The sequence below is a fragment of the Rhodococcus sp. PSBB066 genome, from assembly GCF_017068255.1.
In the GTDB taxonomy this organism is placed as follows: Bacteria; Actinomycetota; Actinomycetes; order Mycobacteriales; family Mycobacteriaceae; genus Rhodococcus; species Rhodococcus aetherivorans.
This window is the reverse complement of record NZ_CP070859.1, coordinates 653,192-670,121: the sequence shown is the minus strand read 5'-3', so window position 1 is coordinate 670,121 and position 16,930 is coordinate 653,192. Positions and strand designations below refer to the sequence as shown.

The 16,930-nt window shown below is 69.6% G+C and carries 16 protein-coding genes and 2 pseudogenes; 9 read left to right on the top strand and 9 right to left on the bottom strand.

Features of this window, described 5'->3' with window-relative positions; translation table 11 throughout:
- A complete protein-coding gene (locus JYA75_RS03105) occupies window positions 1–1,350 on the top strand; it encodes a diacylglycerol kinase family protein (RefSeq protein WP_185713549.1) in 1,350 nt (449 codons plus the stop codon).
- Here JYA75_RS03105 and JYA75_RS03100 read toward each other — a convergent pair.
- The 6 genes and pseudogenes from JYA75_RS03100 to JYA75_RS03080 form a co-directional block, all read right to left on the bottom strand.
- Entirely contained in the window at window positions 1,314–2,972 is a 1,659-nt protein-coding gene (locus JYA75_RS03100; protein WP_203329683.1) for an MFS transporter, read from the bottom strand. The genes JYA75_RS03105 and JYA75_RS03100 overlap by 37 nt on opposite strands.
- 16 nt (window positions 2,973–2,988) lie before the next feature.
- A complete protein-coding gene (locus tag JYA75_RS03095) occupies window positions 2,989–3,810 on the bottom strand; it encodes a class II glutamine amidotransferase (protein WP_168580493.1) in 822 nt (273 codons plus the stop codon).
- 24 nt (window positions 3,811–3,834) lie between these two features.
- Window positions 3,835–4,460, bottom strand: a pseudogene (locus tag JYA75_RS28685) (cation-translocating P-type ATPase C-terminal domain-containing protein).
- Between the two features lie 421 nt (window positions 4,461–4,881).
- A pseudogene (locus JYA75_RS28680) lies at window positions 4,882–5,874 on the bottom strand (HAD-IC family P-type ATPase); the annotation flags it as partial.
- Between the two features lie 18 nt (window positions 5,875–5,892).
- On the bottom strand, window positions 5,893–6,651 hold the full coding sequence (locus JYA75_RS03085; protein ID WP_168578899.1) for an SDR family oxidoreductase: 759 nt from the start codon (window positions 6,649–6,651) through the stop codon (window positions 5,893–5,895).
- A 5-nt stretch (window positions 6,652–6,656) separates the two neighbouring features.
- Window positions 6,657–7,541: a slipin family protein gene (locus tag JYA75_RS03080; RefSeq protein WP_203329682.1), complete on the bottom strand. Its 885-nt coding sequence runs from the start codon at window positions 7,539–7,541 to the stop codon at window positions 6,657–6,659.
- A 207-nt stretch (window positions 7,542–7,748) separates the two neighbouring features.
- Between JYA75_RS03080 and JYA75_RS03075 the strand changes: the two genes are divergently transcribed.
- Together JYA75_RS03075 and JYA75_RS03070 are read left to right on the top strand one after the other, a co-directional pair.
- Entirely contained in the window at window positions 7,749–8,093 is a 345-nt protein-coding gene (locus tag JYA75_RS03075; RefSeq protein WP_050034355.1) for a glutaredoxin domain-containing protein, read from the top strand.
- Window positions 8,094–8,132: 39 nt separating this feature from the next.
- Complete coding sequence (locus tag JYA75_RS03070; protein ID WP_203329681.1) at window positions 8,133–8,765, top strand: class I SAM-dependent methyltransferase; 633 nt, start codon at window positions 8,133–8,135, stop codon at window positions 8,763–8,765.
- Between the two features lie 42 nt (window positions 8,766–8,807).
- Here the strand turns inward: JYA75_RS03070 and JYA75_RS03065 are convergent, their stop codons facing one another.
- Window positions 8,808–9,110 (bottom strand): metal-sensitive transcriptional regulator, encoded by a 303-nt coding sequence (locus JYA75_RS03065; protein ID WP_006940428.1) that lies wholly within the window; start codon window positions 9,108–9,110, stop codon window positions 8,808–8,810.
- A 128-nt stretch (window positions 9,111–9,238) separates the two neighbouring features.
- Here JYA75_RS03065 and JYA75_RS03060 point away from each other — a divergent pair, with 128 nt between their 5' ends.
- On the top strand, window positions 9,239–10,618 hold the full coding sequence (locus tag JYA75_RS03060) for an MBL fold metallo-hydrolase (protein WP_203329680.1): 1,380 nt from the start codon (window positions 9,239–9,241) through the stop codon (window positions 10,616–10,618).
- Window positions 10,619–10,772: 154 nt separating this feature from the next.
- Complete coding sequence (locus JYA75_RS03055; protein WP_203329679.1) at window positions 10,773–11,543, top strand: thioesterase family protein; 771 nt, start codon at window positions 10,773–10,775, stop codon at window positions 11,541–11,543.
- A 36-nt stretch (window positions 11,544–11,579) separates the two neighbouring features.
- On the opposite strand, the gene JYA75_RS03050 is transcribed toward JYA75_RS03055, so the two are convergent.
- Both JYA75_RS03050 and JYA75_RS03045 read right to left on the bottom strand, forming a co-directional pair.
- The gene (locus JYA75_RS03050; protein WP_203330143.1) at window positions 11,580–13,991 is read right to left on the bottom strand and encodes an excinuclease ABC subunit UvrA; all 2,412 of its coding nucleotides are present in this window, start codon (window positions 13,989–13,991) and stop codon (window positions 11,580–11,582) included.
- 62 nt (window positions 13,992–14,053) lie between these two features.
- Entirely contained in the window at window positions 14,054–14,503 is a 450-nt protein-coding gene (locus tag JYA75_RS03045) for a helix-turn-helix transcriptional regulator (protein WP_203329678.1), read from the bottom strand.
- A gap of 122 nt (window positions 14,504–14,625) precedes the next feature.
- Here JYA75_RS03045 and JYA75_RS03040 point away from each other — a divergent pair, with 122 nt between their 5' ends.
- The 4 genes from JYA75_RS03040 (at window position 14,626) to JYA75_RS03025 (ending at window position 16,889) form a co-directional block, all read left to right on the top strand.
- On the top strand, window positions 14,626–15,036 hold the full coding sequence (locus tag JYA75_RS03040; protein ID WP_029546974.1) for a VOC family protein: 411 nt from the start codon (window positions 14,626–14,628) through the stop codon (window positions 15,034–15,036).
- Between the two features lie 139 nt (window positions 15,037–15,175).
- Complete coding sequence (locus JYA75_RS03035) at window positions 15,176–15,697, top strand: helix-turn-helix transcriptional regulator (protein ID WP_203330142.1); 522 nt, start codon at window positions 15,176–15,178, stop codon at window positions 15,695–15,697.
- A gap of 5 nt (window positions 15,698–15,702) precedes the next feature.
- Window positions 15,703–16,371 carry a glyoxalase gene (locus JYA75_RS03030; RefSeq protein WP_203329677.1) on the top strand — a complete coding sequence of 223 codons (669 nt, stop codon included), beginning with the start codon at window positions 15,703–15,705 and terminating at the stop codon, window positions 16,369–16,371.
- Window positions 16,372–16,406: 35 nt separating this feature from the next.
- Window positions 16,407–16,889: a DUF1801 domain-containing protein gene (locus tag JYA75_RS03025; RefSeq protein WP_203329676.1), complete on the top strand. Its 483-nt coding sequence runs from the start codon at window positions 16,407–16,409 to the stop codon at window positions 16,887–16,889.
- Window positions 16,890–16,930: the final 41 nt, after the last annotated feature.

Below are 16,930 nucleotides of genomic sequence, written 5' to 3'. Positions count from 1 at the left end.
ATGGATACCGTTCCCGGCGACGAGGTGCCGCCGTCGCGCACGTGGTGGGCTCGGGCGGCGTTCGTCGCCGTCTTCTGTGCCGCCGCCGTTCCGGTGATCGTCGAAGGCCTGCGCGGAGCCGTCGCACTCCTGGTCGTGAGCGTGGCAGTGGCGGCGGTGACGGTCGCGGCTGCGTACTGGTTCCTCGCGACCCGGGGACTGCTGCGGGTGCTGTCTCTGGGCCTGGCGGTGCTCGCACCGCTCGTCCTGCTCGTGTTGTTCGTGCGAGAGCGCCAGCTCTGGGTCGTGCTGGTGTCGGCTGCGCTGGTGCTGCTCGCCCTGGTGTGTGCGAGGGCGGCGCTGCGATCCGACGCAGAGCACGGGATGCCCGAGTATCCCGCCGCGCCGGTCCGCCGGCCGTTTCTCGTGATGAATCCCCGGTCCGGCGGCGGCAAGGTCGTGAAGTTCGATCTGCAACGCAAGGCCGAGGAGCTCGGTGCCGAGGTGGCACTGCTCGCCGGACCGGGCCCGGTCGACGTCGAGGTCCTGGCCCGGCAGGCGGTGGCGCGTGGCGCCGACCTGCTCGGTGTCGCCGGAGGCGACGGGACACAGGCCCTGGTGGCGGCGATCGCGGCCGAGCACGGTCTGCCGTTTCTGGTGATCAGCGCCGGCACGCGGAACCACTTCGCCCTGGACCTGGGACTGGATCGGGAGGATCCGGCCGCAGGCCTGGATGCGCTGCGGGACGGTGTGGAACTCCGCGTCGATCTCGGCAGGATCGGCGGACGGGTGTTCGTCAACAACGCCTCGTTCGGCGTCTACGCCGACGTGGTGCAGAGCCCGGAGTACCGGGACGACAAGGCCGGGACGGCGCTGCGGATGATGCCCGATCTGCTCGCCCGCGACAGCGTCACCCGGCTGCGTGCCCGCATCGACGGTGACACGACGGTGGAGGGTGCGCAGGCCGTCCTGGTGAGCAACGGCCCGTACGCGACCGACGACCTCGCGGGGTTGGGACGCCGGCCGCGTCTGGATCGCGGGGTGCTCGGAGTGGTGGCGATCTCGGTGACGGGCGCCGGGCAGGCAGTCGGCCTGCTGCGCCGTGCCCACAGCCGGGGGCTGGTTCAGCGCGCGGCCACCGAGGTGGTCGTCGACGCGGAGGCGCCGGAGATACCGGTCGGCGTGGACGGGGAAGCGTTGATGTTGCCCACGCCTGTGCGCTGCACCGTCGAGCCGCAGGCGCTGCGGGTGCGGGTGCCCCGGCACCGTCCGGGAACCCTCGTCTCGGCACCCACCTGGGACTGGGTGCGGCTCCGGGACCTGGCCTGGCGGCCTCAGCGCTCGTCGTCGGTCTCGTCGAGCCTGCGCTGACCCTCGCCGGGCCGTGCGCCCACCGGCCGGCGCGGTAGCGATCCGGTGCCGAACAGTGCGGCGACGGTGATCAGTGCCGTGATGGCGAAGGCCACCTGTAGGGCCTCGAGCCGCGCGTCCGAGTTGACCTCGACGATCGCATCCGCGGTGGCCTCGTCCACCCCGGCCTCGTCCAGAGCACCCTCCAACTGGGTGTCGGACAGGAACGGCACCCCGGCAGCCATGTCCGTGGTGGCCTGCTGTTGCACCGATTCCGGCACGGCCGGGTTGTTCTCGATGCCGGCGATGACGGAGGTGGTCAGGGTGGCGATCAGGATGGAGCCGATCAGGGCGGTCCCCAGTGACGCGCCGAGATTGGTCGCCGTGTTCTGCAGACCGCCGACCTCGGCGCTCTGCGAGTCCGGTACCGCGGACACCGTGACCGCACCGAGCTGGGAGGCCAGCGCGCCCAGTCCGAGACCCATCAGCAGCATCGGGATCGACACGACCGCCGCATTTGCGCCGGGATCCATTCCACCCACGAGGATGAGGATGCCGACGACCATGATCCCGAGGCCGATCCGGACGATGCGCCGGGGATTCGCCTGGGGTCGCAGCTTGGGGATGCCGACGGCCGCCAGGACCAGAGCGATCGACAGCGGAAGGATCCGCACACCCGTCTCGAGCGCACTGAGTTCGAGGACCACGGACAGGAACAGGGGGACGGAGAAGAACACCCCGGCCTGAATGAGGAATTGGGCGAAGAACATGCTCAGACCGCCGGTGAGCTGGCTGTTCCTCAGCAGCGCGGGGTCGACCAGCGGTTCGCCGCCCGTCTTCGCCAGGTACGTCTCCCGCCGCAGGAACAGGTAGAGCACGAAGAGTCCACCCAGCAGCAACCAGATGACGGGAGACAGACCCAGGATCGCCGGTCCGCCGGGTTTGGTTTGGATCCAGCCCCATTCGCTCGAGCGCAGCACGCCGTAGACGAACATTCCCAGGCCGGCGACCGACAGGAGCGAGCCGACGAAGTCGAGTCGGATCCGCTGCGGTGGAATGTCTTCCACGCGACGCAGCGCGAGCAGGATCAGGACGACGATGACGACCTCGCCGAAGAAGACGTAGCGCCAGGACGCGAACGTGGTCACCGCCCCACCGAGCAACGGCCCCACCGCGACTGCCGCGGCACCCGCCGCGGCCACCAATCCGTAGGCGGCGGGGCGGCGTTCGGCGGGGAAGTTCGCCGCGACCAGGGAAACGATGGCGGGCATGATCAGGGCGGCGCCGATGCCCTCGAGCAGGGACCAGCCGATGAGGAGGACGGTGAGATTCGGCGCGATCCCGGTGACGAACGACCCGGCTCCGTAGATGATCAGGCCGAGCCCGAACGCGCGGCGCCGCCCGAGGATGGTGCCGATCTTGCCGCCGGTGATCATCAAGCTGGCCATCACCAGGGTGTAGAGGGTGATGGCGGTCTGGATGCCGGTGATGGTGGTGCCCACGTCCGCGGCCACGGTCGCCATCGACACGTTCATCACGGAGCTGTCGAGCGTCATCAGGAACTGCCCCGCAGCCAGTACTGCGAGCACCAGTGCGGAACCCGAGGCCACCGCCGGCCCCTTCGGCGAACTGTCAAGACTCATGCATCGACCTCTCGCGTCAGACGGGCTCGAGCGGCCGGAACGGCCGGATGTCGTTGCCCGCGGGGCCGACCACGGCGGCGGAGGACTCGGGCATCTCGTTCCATGCGCCCGGCAGATCGCGGAGCGGTTCGGACACGACGAACCGGGCGTCGATGCCCAGACGATGGAACATCTCCACCTCGGGGTGCAGCTCGCGGAGCTTGGCGACCTCGGTGGAGTAGAACAGCGACCGGGTCCGGCCCTCGCTGGAGTAGCGGAACACCCAGATGGTGTCGCCGGCCGTGGTGGCCACGGTCATCTGCACGGGATCGTCGATCCCGCGGTGGCGGGCGACCTTCTCGACCATCCCGACCGCACGGCCGACCGCGGTGAACGGATCGTCCCGGAGACCGAACGTGAGAGCGAGGAAGAACAGCACCTCGGAGTCCGTGGTACCCGCGATGTCCGGGTACAGCGACGGATCCACGGCCATCATCAGTTCCCGCTTGATGTCCCGGAAGCCGAGGATCTCGCCGTTGTGCATCCACAGCCATTCCTCGTGCCGGAACGGGTGGCAATTGCTGCGCTGCACCTGCGTGCCGGTCGAGGACCGCACGTGCGCGAACAGCAGCGGGGTGCGGATCTGCCCGGCGATCTCCCGCAGGTTGTGGTTGTTCCACGCCGGATCGATGCTCTTGAACATCGCCGGTTCGGAACCTATTCCGTACCAGCCGATTCCGAATCCGTCACCGTTGGTGGTGGTGGCTCCGAGATGGGAGTGCAGGCTCTGGTCGATGAGTGAATGCTCGGGCTTGAACAGCAGATCCTCCACGAGGATCGGCTCGCCCGAGTAGGCCATCCATCTGCACACCCGGCCATTGAATCACTCCATCGACGTCGATGCCTTCGTTTCCCCGACTCGGTCGGTGCCCGCGACGGACCTTCGTGCCGCCCTGCTCCGCAGTATCGCGCGCATCACCTCGTCACACCCCCACACGAGCACCGGCAACGGAAGCAGCAGTGCCAGTTGCCACGGCTCGGGCAGCGTCGTCCCGAAGACGTCCTGCAACAGGGGGACGGCCACCACAGCGGCGGCGAACACCACTTCGAACGCGATACCCCACAGCAGGAGCGGGTTGGTGGTGAAGCCGATCTCGGCCAGCGAGGCGTGGCCGGTGCGGGCGGCGACGGCGGTGCCGATCTGGCAGGCGACGATTTCGAGGAACGTCATGGTCGTCGCCTGCTGCCACGTGTGATGCAGCGGGCCGGAACTCGTGTCGGCGCCGAAGGTCCATCCACCCGAGACCAGCGTCAGCAGAAGCAGGCCCATCACGAGTACCGCCGATACGCCGCCCAGCAGTCCCCAGGCGCGGGCCAGCATGGGCCCGTCGATCACCGACTGCGACCGCGGCCGCGGGGGCGCTGCATCAGTCCCGGCTCGGCCGGTTCCCGCCCCAAGGCGAGGGCCGGGAGCGTTTCCGTCCCGAGATCCACGGCGAGGATCTGCATGATCGTGAGCGGGAGCGGAATCCCACCACCGTTGAGCGCGTAGGCGGTCGAGGCGAGGACGGCGTCGAGCTCGTCGTCGGTCATCGCGTCGGCCTCGTCGCCGCCGACGACGCGCAGGCCGCCCTTGCCGATGCCCACGCTCTCGGCGATGCCGCGGGCGGTGAGGGCGTGATCGCCGGTGACACCGATCAGCCGGATTCCGGCGGAATGGCACCGGGCGACGGCGTCCGGCACCTCGGGCCGCGGTGGGTCGATCATCGCGGCGAGACCGAGCAGAGTCAGGCCACGCTCGGCCTCGCCGCGCGTCAGGCCCGCAGCCGGCCCGGGGAGGCGACCCGTCGAATCCGAGCATCCCGTCGGTCGTCCAGACCCGGCGGACGCTCATGCGGTTGAGGATCAGTGTGCCGGTCTTGTCCGTGCAGATCACACTCGTGGAGCCGAGGGTTTCGACCGCGGAGATGCGCTTGACGAGCGCGCCCCGGCGCGCCGGCGTGCGCACGCCCACCGCGAGGGCCAGCGTGATCGTCGGCAGCAGTCCTTCGGGCACGTTCGCCACGATCAGGCCGATTGCGAAGTTGAGGGCGTCGGTGAGTGAAAGCCCGGCCATGAGCGTGCCGAGCGGGATGAATGCCAGGCCCATCCCGACGGCGACCAGGGCGATCAGCCGGGCCACCCGCTTGACCTGCCGCTCGAGGGGACTGTCCTGGTGTCCTGCGCGCTGGGAGAGCGCGGCGATGCGGCCGAGTTCGGTGTGCATTCCGGTGGCGAACACTACAGCGGTCGCTTCGCCGGCGGTGCACGTCGTTCCGCTGAACACCACGTCGCGGGCATGGATGAGGGGAACGTGGCTGTCACCGGTGTCGACGGCGACCGCGACCGGCGCCGACTCTCCGGTCAACGTGGACGTGTCCATCTCAAGGGAACCGGTGAGCAGGCGCGCGTCGGCGGACACGCGGTCGCCCTCGGATACGATGATGACGTCGCCGGGGACGAGGTCACGGGCGTCGATCTCGGTTTCCCGGCCGTCCCGCAGCACGCGGGCCCGCTGGGGTAGGTATGCGGCGAGCGCTTCGACGGCCTGTTCGGCGTGCCGTTCCTGCACGAAGGCGAAGGCCGCGTTGATCACGATCACCACGACGATGGCGACCGCCAGCGGCCCCGAGTCCGAGACCACGGCAAGCGCGGCTGCCACCCACAGCAGCAGGGCCAGCGGGTGGGTGAACTGCCGCAGTAGTTCGCGGATCCAGCCTTCCCCGGGGCGGCGTACCAGTTCGTTCGGCCCGCTGACCGTCAGCCGTCGCTGCGCTGCGCGGGTCGAGATTCCCTTCCGGGACGAGCGCAGGTCCCGAAGGAGTCGGTCGAGGAATTCCTGGGGGTCCGGAGCGGGGAGCTCCTGCTCGATCGGGTCCGTCATGGATGTTCGGTTCGTGCGCTATTGCGCCGCAGCCGGATCTGTCGTCTCGAGGTTCAGCACCGTGCCGGTGGTGGCGCCCCCGTCGACGACGAATTCGGATCCGGTCGAGTATGTGGCCTCGGTGACGACGAACCGCACCATCCGTGCCACCTCGTCGGGGCTGCCGAAGCGGGGGATCGGCTGGGTGGCGGCGATGCCGCGGTCCATCCCCGCCGTCATCGGCGTGTCGATGGGTCCGGGATGAACCGAGCACACCCGGACCCCGTCGGGAGCGAATTCGAGCGCCGCCGTCTTGGTGAGGCCGCGCAGGCCCCACTTGCTCGCCACGTAGGCGCCGGCCCCCGCGTAGCCGGTGAGCCCGGCTGTCGACGAGATGTTGACGACGACACCGTGTGCGCGCCGGAGCGCGGGCCCCGCCACGTGCATGCCGAGCCAGGCGCCCACCAGGTCGACCTGCAGTACGCGCTCGAAGTCGGCCCGGTCCTGGGCCTCTATCGTGCCCGGCACGAAGATGCCGGCGTTGTTGATCAGGGCCCGCAACGGACCGATCGATTCGGCTGCGGCCACAGCCTCCACCCACTGCTCCTCGTTCGTCACGTCGAGGTGCACGAACGTCGCGCCGCCTCCCACCGTCGCCGCGTGCCGGGTGCCCTCGTCGTCCAGCACGTCGGCGACGACGACGCCGGCGCCCTCCCCGGTGAGCGCGGTGGCGACGGCGGCGCCGATGCCGCGGCTGCCACCGGTGACTATTACCGATCCGCCGTCGAGTCCCGTCATGGCCGTTACCCTCCTCGCGCCGACGCGGTGGGGGCCACCGCGACGGATGCCGACGTGCCGTTGCCGACGAGGCCGGAGGTGGACGCCACCGGTGTGCGCTGGACGGCCGCTGCCGCTGCCGCGGTGGCTTCGTGTTCGAGGAAGGTCTTCAGTTCGCCGATGGCACTCATCATGGGGGCCGGGAACACCACGGTGGTGTTCTTCTCGACCCCCAGCTCCACCAGGGTCTGCAGGTTGCGCAGTTGCAGGGCCAGGGGGTGAGCCATCATCGTGTCGGAGGCGTCTCCGAGCGCGGCGGCCGCCATCGACTCACCTTCCGCCGCGATGATCTTGGCGCGCTTCTCCCGCTCGGCCTCGGCCTGACGTGCCATGGCGCGTTTCATGCTGTCGGGAAGCTGGATGTCCTTCAACTCCACCAGGGTCACCTCCACGCCCCATTCGAGGGTGGACACGTCGAGGAATTCTCGAATGTGGACGTTGATGACGTCGGTCTCCGACAACGCCTCGTCGAGGGTGTGGCGGCCGACCACCCTGCGCAGCGTGGTCTGGGCGATCTGATCGATCGCAGCGGCGACGTTCTCGATCGCGACGACCGACTTCACGGCGTCGATGACACGGAAATAGGCGACTGCGGAGATGTCCACGCTGACGTTGTCGCGCGTGATGATTCCCTGGGACTGGATCGGCATCGTGACGATCCGCAACGACACCTTCGTGAGGCGGTCGACGATCGGGATGATCAGATGCAGGCCGGGTTCCTTCACCCCGATCAGCCGGCCGAACCGGAAGAGCACGCCCTTCTCGTACTGGGTGACGACGTGCACCGACTGCGACAACACGAACATCACCACGACGAGGAGCACGGCGGCGAGGATGATCCAGGCGGTCACGACGTTCCTCCCATCCCGCAGCAGGTCGCGGTTGCCTTCACCGTGCGCTCGTGGACCGCGGCCGGGAAGGGTCGAAAGTCACCGCCGGGGCGGATCGGCGAGTTCGAGACCTTCCGAGCCGCGTCGGTACGAGACCGTGCGCAACACCGGAGGAAATATACCCCCTCCGGTATATTGGGCGGGACGTGCTGTGAGAGGAGCGAGGAGATGACATCGGCGGACTTCGTCGACGGGATCGAAGTGCTGTGGCGACCCGGGTGCCCGTTCTGTTCGCGGCTGCGCCGGGCCCTGCGCCGACGCGGCATCGACACCCGCGAGATCGACATCTGGCAGGACCGCGCGGCCGCGGGGCGGGTCCGTGCGGTCACCGGCGGCGACGAGACCGTGCCGACCGTCTTCGTGGGACGGGTCGCCCTGGTCAACCCCGGGGTGCGCGAGATCGAGGCCGCGATCGAGCGGGAATTCCCCGAGCGAGCCGGCGAACTGCTCCCGGCGCCGGTGTCTCGTCCCCGCAAGCTGTTGTCCCGCATCGGCTTCCCGCTGCGCGACTGACGCGCCCGACCACCCGTACCGACGACCGAAGGAGTCGCAGTGCCGGAAAACCAACTCGACGAAGAACTCTGGGACGAGCGCTACCGTTCCCGTCCCGCGCTCTGGAGCGGTGAGCCGAACCGTCACCTCGTGGGGGAGGCGGCCGAACTCGAGCCCGGCCTCGCCCTCGACGTCGGCTGCGGCGAGGGCGCGGACGCCATCTGGCTCGCGCGGCGCGGCTGGCGGGTCGACGGCGTGGACGTGTCCGGCGTCGCCCTGCAGCGCGCCGCCGAGCACGCGGATCGGGCCGGCGCCGAGATCGCCGGGCGCATCACCTGGCTGCACGAGAACCTCACCGCGTGGGATCCGGGCTGGGGGCGGTACGACCTGGTCTCCGCGCAGTACATGCACCTGCCGCCACCGGAACGCGACGTCCTCTTTCGAAGGCTCGCGGAGGCGGTCGCTCCCGGCGGCACCCTCCTGGTCGTCGGGCATCACCCCTCCGACCTGCAGACCACCGTGCCGCGCCCGCCGCGGCCCGAGCTGTTCTTCACGGGAGCGGACGTCGTGGCGCTGCTCGATCCCGACGGCTGGGACGTCGTCACCGAGGCCGCCGTCGCGCGGTCGGTCACCGACCCGGACGGACGCGCCGTCACCGTGCACGACACGGTGGTCAGGGCCCGACGGCGCTGATCGCGCCACCACGTCGCGAACGTCGTCGTCGGGCGGTCTCCCTCAGGCCAGGGCGAGGAAGAGGCGCTCGAGCTGTTCTTCGGTGAGCCGGTCCGGGCACGTGTCGTCCTCCTCGTCGAGCATGCACCGACGAAGCTGCGCGGCAACGATCTTGAACCCGGCGCGGTCGAGCGCCCGGGAGACGGCGGCGAGCTGGGTCACCACGTCCCGGCACTCGCGGCCGGACTCGAGCATGGCGATCACGCCGGCGAGCTGCCCCTGCGCGCGGCGCAGCCGGTGCAGCACCTGCGTATCGGCTTCGGGGGTGACGGCGGTCCTGGGGACGGGGTCGACGGGAGTGTTCATCGCTGTGCTTCCTGCGGTAGGGGACGAGGTTCGAAGGGATACCCCATGGGGTACTTGACATACCCTAGGGGGTATGTGGCAGGGTTGTCCATATCGAGGACGAAATCGACCCATACGGAGGAACCACGATGATTCTCGAGCAGTACTACATCGAGTGCCTGTCGCACGCGTCGTACCTGATCGGTGACGAGGGCACCGGCCGGGCGGTGGTGGTCGATCCGCGCCGCGATGTCACCGAGTACCTCGACGACGCCGCGCGGCACGGGCTGCGCATCGAGGGTGTGATCAACACGCATTTCCACGCGGATTTCGTCTCCGGGCATCTGGAGCTGCTCGAGGCGACCGGGGCGTGGATCGGGTTCGGGGAGGCCGCCGAGGCGGACTACCCGATCCGGCGGCTGCGCGACGGTGAGCACCTGTCCCTCGGGGAGGTGGACCTCGAGATCCTGGCCACCCCGGGGCACACCTGGGAGTCGATCTCGGTGCTGGTGCGCGAGCATCCGGGGGCGACCCCGGCCGCGGTGCTGACCGGGGACTCGTTGTTCATCGGTGATGTGGGCCGTCCGGACCTGGTGAATCTGGGGGATTCGTCGACCGAGGATCTGGCGCGGGCGATGTACCACACGGTGCACGAGAAGCTGCTGACCCTGCCCGATGCGGTCACGGTGCTGCCCGCGCACGGTGCCGGCTCGTCGTGCGGGAAGAACCTGTCGACGGAGCTGACCTCGACGATCGGGGAGCAGCGGGTGAGCAATCCGTCGGTGCAGCCGATGAGCGAGGAGGCGTTCGTGGCGTTGGTCACCGAGGGGCAGCCGGCCGCGCCGGCCTACTTCTCGGTCGATGCCGGGTTGAACAAGAGCGTGCATCCGCTGCTCGATCGGGGGCGCACCATCCCGGAGCTGAGCCCGGCGCGGGTGCGGGCGGAGCTGGCCGCCGGGACCCGGGTGCTCGATGCGCGCGGTGTGGACGACTTCGCGGCGGGGCATCTGCGCGGGTCGGTCAACGTCGGGTTCGACGGCCGGTTCGCCGAGACCGGCGGGATGGTCGCCGAGGTGGGGGAGAAGATCGTGTTGATCACCTATCCGGGGGAGGAGCAGGACGCGGCGGTGCGGCTGGCCCGGATCGGGTCGGACAACGCGGCCGGTTATCTCACCGTCGATCACGACGGGGTGTTCCCGGCGGAGCTGGCGGATCTGGTGCAGACCGCCCCGCGGACCACCGTCGCGCAGCTCGACGAGTGGCTCGCCGCCGATGCGGTGACGCTGGTCGACATCCGCAATCCCGGTGAACGCGAGTTCGGGGTGATTCCGGGGGCGGTGCCGATCCCGTTGGCGCAGCTGCGGACCCGGCTCGGGCAGGTGCCGACCGGCAAGCCGATCGTGGTGCACTGCGCCGGTGGGTGGCGTTCGAGTGTGGCCGCGTCGCTGCTGCGGGCGCAGGGCTTCGACAACGTCTCGGACCTGCTCGGCGGTTACAACGCCTGGGCCGAGGCCCACGTCCCCGCCTGATCCCGCACCGTCCGAAATACACGGCAGCCCACCCCCTGGCCGACCAGGGGGCGGGCTGTCGTCGCTCTGCGCGACACCCGTCCGGTCCGAAGAGGGTCGTGATCGACTGGGATCATGTCCGGATGAGTCACCGACCCCGCGCAAGGAGCAGCAGATGGCCTACTTCGAACGGATCGGTCCGACCGCGTTCCGGCCGACCCACCACGTCAGCGGTGCCTGGAACCCGCAGGAGCAGCACATCGCGCCCGCACTGGGTCTGCTGGTGCACGCCGTGGAATGCGACCGTGACGCACGCCGCGACGACGGACTGGTCGTCGGCCGCCTGTCCTACGACATCCTCGGCACCGTCCCGGTCGACACGGTCGAGACCACCGTCACCGTCCTGCGTCCCGGGCGCACCATCGAGCTCGTCGAGGCCGTCCTCGCCCACGACGGTCGCGCCGTCGTACGGCTGCGGGCCTGGCTCATGCAATCCCGCCCCACCCCCGCGCTGGAGGCGACGTCGCTGCCGCGGATCGACCCGCCCGACGCCATGGCTCCCTGGGACGCCTCGACGGTGTGGCCGGGCGGGTTCATCGCCTCCACCGAGATCCGCCGCATCCAGCTCGAGCCCGGCCGGGCGGCGTACTGGGTGCGCACGCCGCTGCCCCTCGTGCTCGACGAGAAGGTCAGCGCGCTGGCCGGTGCCGCGGGACTGTTCGACATCGCCAACGGCATGACCGTACGCGTGTCCCCGAGCGACGTCGCCTTTCCCAACGTCGACCTCACCGCCCACCTGTTCACCGAACCCCGTGGCGACTGGCTCGGCTTCGACACCACCGTCTCGTTCGGTCCCGACGGCCTGGGGCTGACCAGCAGCGTCCTTCACGACACGCACGGCCCCGTCGGCACCGTGTCCCAGATCCTCACCGTCCGCCCCAACTGACGCCGAGGGCGTCGGCACCGGTCGGGCGAACTCGTCTCACGGTGTCCGCGACGGGCCCGGCCGGGCGCCGACATAGGCCGCGAGGTGCTCGCCGGTGAGGGTGGAGCGGGTGGTGACGAGGTCGGCGGGCGTGCCCTCGAAGACGATCCGGCCACCGTCGTGGCCGGCGCCGGGGCCGAGGTCGATGATCCAGTCGGCGTGCGCCATGACCGCCTGGTGGTGCTCGATGACGATGACCGACTTGCCGGAGTCGACGAGCCTGTCGAGCAGGCCGAGCAGTTGCTCGACGTCGGCGAGGTGGAGGCCGGTTGTCGGCTCGTCGAGGACGTAGACGCCGCCCTTCTCGGCCATCCGGGTGGCCAGCTTGAGTCGCTGCCGCTCACCGCCGGACAGCGTGGTGAGCGGCTGGCCGAGGGTGACGTAGCCGAGCCCGACGTCGGCGAGCTGCTGCAGAATCTTGTGGGCCGCCGGGATCCTCGCCTCGCCGGCGCCGAAGAACTCCTCGGCCTCGGCCACCGGCATCGCGAGCACGTCGGCGATGCTCCGGCGGCCGAACGTGTACTCCAGCACCTCGGCCTGGAACCGCTTCCCCTCGCAGTCCTCGCAGGTGGATTCGACGGTGGCCATGACGCCCAGGTCGGTGTAGATGACTCCGGCGCCGTTGCAGGCGGGGCACGCGCCCTCGGAGTTGGCGCTGAACAACGCCGGCTTCACGCCGTTGGTCTTCGCGAACGCCTTCCGGATCGGGTCGAGCAGCCCGGTGTACGTCGCCGGGTTGCTCCGCCGCGAGCCCTTGATCGCCCCCTGGTCGACCGACACCACTCCGTCGCGCCCTGACACCGAACCGTCGATCAGCGAGCTCTTGCCCGAGCCCGCCACCCCGGTGAGGACGACCAGCACGCCGAGCGGAATGTCCACGTCGACGTCCTGCAGGTTGTGGGTGCCGGCGCCGCGCACTTCCAGCACACCCGACGGTGTCCGCACCGAGGGCTTCACCGACGCGCGGTCGTCCAGGTGCCGCCCGGTGAGCGTGCCACTGGCACGCAGCCCCTCGACGGTGCCCTCGAACACCACCTCGCCGCCCTCGGTGCCGGCGCGCGGTCCGAGGTCGACGACGTGGTCGGCGATCGCGATCGCCTCCGGCTTGTGCTCGACGACGAGCACCGTGTTGCCCTTGTCGCGCAGCTGCAGCAGCAGGTCGTTCATACGCGCGATGTCGTGCGGGTGCAGGCCGATGGTGGGTTCGTCGAACACGTACGTGACGTCGGTGAGCGAGGAACCGAGGTGGCGGATCATCTTGGTGCGCTGTGCCTCTCCCCCGGAGAGGGTGCCCGCCGGCCGGTCGAGTGAGAGGTACCCCAACCCGATCTCGGCGAACGAGTCGAGAAGGTGTTGCAGCCCGGTGAGCAGCGGGGCCACCGACGGATCGTCGAGGCTCCGGACCCAGACGGCCAGGTCGCTGATCTGCATCGAGCAGACGTCGGCGATGTTCTTCCCCTTGATCTTCGACGACCGGGCCTCCTTGCCGAGCCGGGTGCCGTCGCACTCGGGGCAGGTGGAGAAGGTCACGGCCCGTTCCACGAACGCCCGGATATGCGGCTGCAGTGCGTCGACGTCCTTGGACAGCATCGACTTCTGGATCTTCGGGATCAGCCCCTCGTACGTCAGGTTGATCCCTTCGACCTTGATCTTGGTCGGCTCCTTGTACAGCAGGTCGTGCAGTTCCTTCCTGGTGTACTTGCGGATCGGTTTGTCCGGGTCGAAGAAGCCGCAGCCCCGGTAGATCCGGCCGTACCAGCCGTCCATGCTGTAACCGGGGATCGTGAGCGCACCCTCGTTGAGCGACAGACCGTCGTCGTACAACGCGGACAGGTCGAAGTCGGTGACCGCGCCCATCCCCTCACAGCGCGGACACATGCCGCCGAGCCGGGTGAAGGTCGCCCTCTCGGTCTTCGTCTTGCCGGCGCCGCGTTCGACCGTGATCGCACCGCTGGCCTTCACCGAGGGGACGTTGAACGAGTACGCGTTGGGCGAGCCGATGTGCGGCTGCCCCAGCCGGCTGAAGAGGATGCGCAGCATCGCGTTTGCGTCGGTGGCGGTGCCGACGGTGGAGCGGGGGTTCGAGCCCATCCGCTCCTGGTCGACGATGATCGCGGTCGTCAATCCTTCGAGGACGTCGACCTCGGGCCGCGCCAGCGTCGGCATGAAACCCTGCACGAAGGCGCTGTAGGTCTCGTTGATCATCCGCTGCGACTCCGCGGCGATCGTGCCGAACACCAGAGAGCTCTTGCCCGAACCGGAGACGCCGGTGAACACCGTCAGCCGGCGCTTCGGGATCTCGACGCTGATGTCCTTGAGGTTGTTCACGCGCGCACCGTGCACGCGAATCAGATCGTGACTGTCGGCAACGTGCGGCGCAGGCGACCGCGTGTCCGTCCTCGTGGCCATGCTCATGGTGTCTCCATCTGCCGGGAAGGGAAAGCTCGAGTCAATGGTGACCTCCATGGCGGTCAGGCTAGGTGCGGCTCGGTGACTCCCGCTTCTCGATTCCTGATCGGTCTGGTCACCGTCTTCGCGACGCACGACGGCATCCCTGCCGCCGTGCGCGCCGCCTGACGCCGATAGACACTGGGCGGCACACCGACCAATTCGGTGAAGCGAGTGCTGAAGGTACCCAGCGACGCGCAGCCGACCGCGAAACACACCTCGGTGACGCTGAGATCGCCGCGACGCAACAGCGCCATCGCGCGTTCGATGCGCCGCGTCATCAAGTACGCGTACGGCGACTCCCCGTACGCGGCCCGGAACTGGCGGCTGAGGTGCCCGGCCGACATGTGCACGCCACGGGCGAGCGCCTCGACGTCCAGCGGCTGCGCGTACTCCCGATCGATCCGGTCGCGAACGCGGCGCAGCCGCGCGAGATCGGTCCGGCGCTGCGCGTCAGCGGGTCTGCTGGTCACCCACGCGATCGTGCCACGTCGCAGCGGAGTTGCCCAGCGCTGCCGGCCGCCCCACCCCACGAGGCCGGATCGATCAGGAATCGAGAAGCGCGGGACACGGAGCCGCTCCTAACCTGCTCGTCATGGATATCACCATTCACACGAGCTTCCTGCCGCACGACGACCCGGACGCGTCGCTCGCCTTCTACCGCGACGTCCTCGGCTTCGAGGTCCGCAGCGACGTGGGGCAGGGCAGGATGCGCTGGATCACGGTCGGCCCGGCCGGTCAGCCCGACACGTCCCTCCTCCTGGCGCCGCCGGCCGCCGACCCGGGCATCACCGACGACGAGCGCCGCACCATCGCCGAGATGATGGCGAAGGGCACCTACGGCTGGATCCTGCTGGCCACCCGGGACCTCGACGCCACGTTCGAAAAGGTGCAGGCCGGCGACACCGAGGTCGTCCAGGAGCCGACCGAACAGCCGTACGGCATCCGCGACTGCGCCTTCCGCGACCCCGCGGGCAACATGGTCCGCATCCAGGAGCTTCGCTGAGCCGTACGGGCGTCGATGCGGCCGTGCCGGCCGGCACGGCGACCACCGGCAACAAGGGCGGCAGCGCACCGTCGCAGAGGTGCCCGCCCTGCCGACGGCCCACCAGGGCCGCGCGGAAGACGGAGAGGGGAGTGCTCTCATGTGTCAGCCAGAATGGCGGCGTGCACGCGCCGACGCGCAGCGCCGGACCGATCTCGCGCGGCTGCGCCGCGTTCGCGACCGGATCGACCGGGAGTACGCGCAGCCGCTGGACGTCGAGGCGCTCGCCCGTGGCGTGCACATGTCGGCCGGGCACCTCAGCCGCCAGTTCCGGGCCGCGTACGGCGAGTCGCCGTACGCGTACCTGATGACGCGGCGCATCGAACGCGCGATGGCGCTGTTGCGTCGCGGCGATCTCAGCGTCACCGAGGTGTGTTTCGCGGTCGGCTGCGCGTCGCTGGGCACCTTCACCACCCGCTTCACCGAGCTGGTCGGCATGCCGCCCGGCGTCTTCCGGCGCCGGGCGGCGGATGTTGCGTCCGGCCATGACGATGCTGCGGGTACGGCCGGCGATGCGGGCTCTGCGGTCATGACGGGCGGGATGCCGGCGTGTGTGGCGAAGCAGGTGGCACGACCGGTCAGGAATCGAGAAGCCCCGGCCTGCAAGCAGTCCCTAGCGTGATGGTCATGACAACCACCGCATCCGACACGTCCATCGCATCTGTCACCCTCGAGGTGGCCGACCCCGAGACCGCCCACCGCTTCTACACCGCCTTCGGCGTGGACACGTACCTACGCCTGCGGGCATCCGAGTCGCACTCCACCGGATTCCGTGGCTTCACCCTGGCGCTCACGGTGTCCCGGCCGGCCACCGTCGACAGCTTCCTCGGCGCCGCCGTGGACGCCGGCGCCACGGTGCTCAGATCCGCCGCGAAGTCGCTCTGGGGCTACGGCGGCGTCGTCCAGGCCCCGGACGGGACGATCTGGAAGGTCGCGACCTCGGCGAAGAAGGACACCGGCCCGGCCACCCGTGAGATCGACGAGATCGTCCTGCTGCTCGGTGTAGAGGACGTCAAGGCCAGCAAGCAGTTCTACGTCGGCCGGGGCCTGACCGTGGCCAAGAGCTTCGGCGGCAAGTATGCCCAGTTCACTGCCGGCGAGTCCAGCCCCGTCAAGCTGGCGCTGTACAAGCGTCGCGGCCTGGCCAAGGACCTCGGCGTCCCCGCCGACGGCACCGGCTCGCACCGCATCGTCCTCGGCAGCACGGCCGGCCCCTTCATCGACCCGGACGGATTCGCCTGGGAGGCTGCCACATCGCTCACCCCCGCGCCGCCCGCGGTGCCTGCACAGTCCTGACCGGCCTCATCCCCTGTCGTGAGAGGAAACCTGCCATGCAGCAACCGAAGTCGTCCACCGAGAACTCCGGCGCGAGCGCCGAGCAGTACCACGGATTCACCGCCGAGGAGCGGGCCGCGATGAAGGAGCACGCGCAGGAGCAGAAGAAGGCGGCGGCGCGGCGCGGTTCGCGGGCGGAGAAGGAGGCGGCAGCGGAGCGGGACGTGCTCGCGAAGATCGCCGAGATGCCGGAAGCGGACCGGGTCCTCGCCGAGCGGATCCACGACATCATCAAGACCGCCGCTCCGGACCTCGCGCCGAAGCTCTGGTACGGGATGCCCGCGTACGCCAGAAACGGCAAGATCCTCTGCCACTTCCAGAGCGCGCAGAAGTTCGGGTCGAGGTATGCCACGCTCGGCTTCAGCGACGAGGCGGCGCTCGACGACGGCGCCATGTGGCCGATCGCCTACGCCCTGAAGGAGCTGACCGCAGCCCAAGAACAGCGCATCAGCGCGCTCGTGAAGAAGGCCGTGGGCTGAGGCCGTCGGTGCCGGCGTTGCGTTGAACCCGATCGAGCCGA